1 protein-coding gene is annotated in these 1,961 nt (G+C 64.0%); it reads right to left on the bottom strand.

Annotated features, from left to right (window positions below; translation table 11 throughout):
- Positions 1-1,961: PAS domain-containing sensor histidine kinase (locus tag EOA86_RS32600; RefSeq protein ID WP_164892229.1), on the bottom strand; the 1,961-nt coding region annotated here is incomplete at both ends.

Raw genomic sequence — 1,961 nt, 5'->3', positions numbered from 1 at the left:
GCCGAGGCCGGCGCCGCGCCGGCGGCCGCCATTGGTGCGCGGTTCGAAACGCCGGAACACCGAATCGAGCAGGTCCGGCGGCATGCCGGGACCGTCGTCGTGAACGGAGAATTCCACGCCTTCGGCAAGCGAGCGGCAGGCGAGCGTGATGGTGCTCGCTTCCGGAGCGTAGTTCGCGGCATTGCTCAGCAGATTGTAGAGGATCTGGCGGATGCGGGTTTCGTCGCCGTGGAACGTCTTCGGCGCAGTGGCCGCATCGACCTTGAGCCTGATGGCATGCTCCTCCAGCCGTTCGGAGACAAGCTCGGCAGCGGCAGCGATGGTCCGGTCGACGTGAACTTCGGAGATATCGAGCTCCATGATCCCGGCATCCACGGTCGCCAGGTCGAGGATATCGTTGACGATGGTGAGCAGGACCGAGGAAGACGATCCGACATGCTCAACATATTCGCGCTGCTTCTGGCTCAATGGCCCGGTCGACGGCAGCGAAAGAAGCTCGGTGAAGCCGATGATGTTGGTCAGCGGCGAGCGCAATTCGTAGGAGACGTGCTGCACGAACTCGTTCTTGAGCTGGTCGGATTTTTCCAGCGCCTCGTTCTTGTCCTTCAGCGCACGCTCGACATTGACGCTGTCGGTGACGTCGACGAAGGTCATCATCACCTGCCCGTTGGGCAGCGGGATCATCGCGTAGCGCAGCACGGTGCCGTTGTTCAGCTCGGTCTGGCCGTGGCGGTCGCGGCGCTCGTCGTCGAAACCGGTGATGGCGGCAACGAACCCGCGCCAGGGGCTGTCCGGCGCGCGCCGGTCGCACAGATCGCGGATGGTGGAGACGTGAACGTTGGGCTTGGCTGCGTCGGCGTCCAGCCCCCAAAGTGCTGCGAATGCCGGGTTCGACAATCTGAGCCTTCCGTCCGGGCCGAACACGGCCACGCCTTCGGCAAGATTGTCGAGCGTCTCGCCCTGAACCCGCACCGCGGTCTGGTAGCGGCTTTCGAGGTCCATCTTCTCGGTCAGGTTCTCGAACACCCAGGTCACGCCGCCCTTAGGCTGCGGATTGGCGACGACGCGGATGGTCTTGCCGTCCGGCAGATGCCACCAATGTTCCTGCGACTCGACCGCGCGATAGGCGCCAAGCAGGCTTTCCTTCCAGCGCCGCCATTCGGGCTGCTCGGCGATCTTGCCTTCGCTGCGCAGCCGGTCGAGCAACAAGGCGTTGTCGGGAGCACTGTGCAGGAAGCCGCTGTCGAGACCCCATAATTTCTGGAACGCCTGGTTGAAAAACCGCAGCTTTTCGTCGGTATCGAAAATCGCCACGGCGGTGTTGAGCTGATCGAGCGTGTCGGCGTGGCTCCGCACGGTCCGCTCATATTCGTTACGGATGGTTTCGATGGCGCTGGTGTCGCAGGCAAGACCCGCCGAACCGTCCGCGCCGGCGAAGTCGGTCACGGCGAACATGCGGCGGTCGCCTTCGATCACAGTGGAAAGCGCCTGCTCGAAGACGGCATGCGACTTGTGCTGTGCAGCGATCGCATCGCGCGCCTGGCTACCCAAGAATTCCTTCGCATCGCGAACCGCCGCTTCGGCGTTTTCCGCCTCGACCGCCTTGGCATAGGCGCGGTTGACCCATTTCAGCCGCCCGTTCGCCATGCGCAGCCATGCTGGCATGCTGAGTGCGTTGAGAAGGCCGAGCATGGTGTCATAGTCGGCGGCGAGACGCTGGTTCTCGATTTTCAGCCTGGCCTCGCTTCGCTGCGTTTCTGAAAGCGAGACGAAACGGACGACCACGTGTGCTGCGCCCTTGCGCCCGTGCACTTCGAGCGGCGCACCGGCCTGCGATTCAAGGACGAGATCGAACGGCTTCGCCTTTTCCCGCAGTCCCGCCACGGCATTTTCGAGCGCCGCCGCCGAGCGCGGCATCAGCCAACGGCCGAAGGCGAGGAAGGCGGCACGGTCTTCCGGAG

It is taken from the genome of Mesorhizobium sp. M5C.F.Ca.IN.020.32.2.1 (assembly GCF_004023105.1).
GTDB classification, from domain to species: Bacteria; Pseudomonadota; Alphaproteobacteria; order Rhizobiales; family Rhizobiaceae; genus Mesorhizobium; species Mesorhizobium wenxiniae.
The sequence above is the reverse complement of the archived record's forward strand: the minus strand, read 5'-3'. Positions and strand labels throughout refer to the sequence as shown.